Here is a 642-nt window from a genome sequence, read left to right as displayed (position 1 = left end):
AAAATAGGTTGACGCTTTTTTATGAAGCCAGTAGGTAATCCTTGCTGGCTTTTTCATGCACTTCACTCGGGGTTTTCATCCCCAAGCTCATGTGCGGCCTCAAGTCGTTATATATCGATATCGACTCTTTTACTAACACTGTGAGCTCCTTCATCGTATTGCATTGATAGAGTAGGAACTCACTCTTTAATATCCCGTTAACTCGCTCTGCAAGCGCGTTTTGATAGCAGTCATAACCGTCTGTCATTGATGGAACCATGCCGTTAGCATTTAACTTTTCTTGATACTCTGACGAACAGTACTGTAGACCTCTGTCTGAGTGATGGATAGTGGCAGCATTTGTTTGTCGATTCATGATTGTCATGTCTAACGCCTTTACAACATCACTCGCTTTCATTTCATTACTCAGTTCATAGCCCAGTATTTTTCGAGAGTAAGCGTCCGTAACTAATGAGAGATAATGCGTGCCCTCATCTGTTTTTACATAGGTAATGTCGCTGACAACAACTTCTTCTACATGATTAACCGCTTTTCCTTTTAACAAGTTAGGGTGTTTTCTTAACCAATGTCTGCTGTTCGTTGTCTTGGTGTAGTTCTTCCTTGGTTTGACTAACATATTCTCGCTTTTTAAATACTTAAATA

At 40.2% G+C, this 642-nt stretch carries 1 protein-coding gene; it reads right to left on the bottom strand.

Annotated features, from left to right (window positions below; translation table 11 throughout):
* Positions 1-19 precede the first annotated feature (19 nt).
* A partial coding sequence (locus BCT11_RS02060; RefSeq protein WP_133152128.1) for an IS3 family transposase occupies positions 20-642 on the bottom strand: 623 nt, incomplete at its 5' end.

This window comes from Vibrio sp. 10N.222.52.B12 (genome assembly GCF_002875385.1).
In the GTDB taxonomy this organism is placed as follows: domain Bacteria; phylum Pseudomonadota; class Gammaproteobacteria; order Enterobacterales; family Vibrionaceae; genus Vibrio; species Vibrio jasicida.
This window is presented reverse-complemented; position numbering and strand designations above follow the sequence as displayed.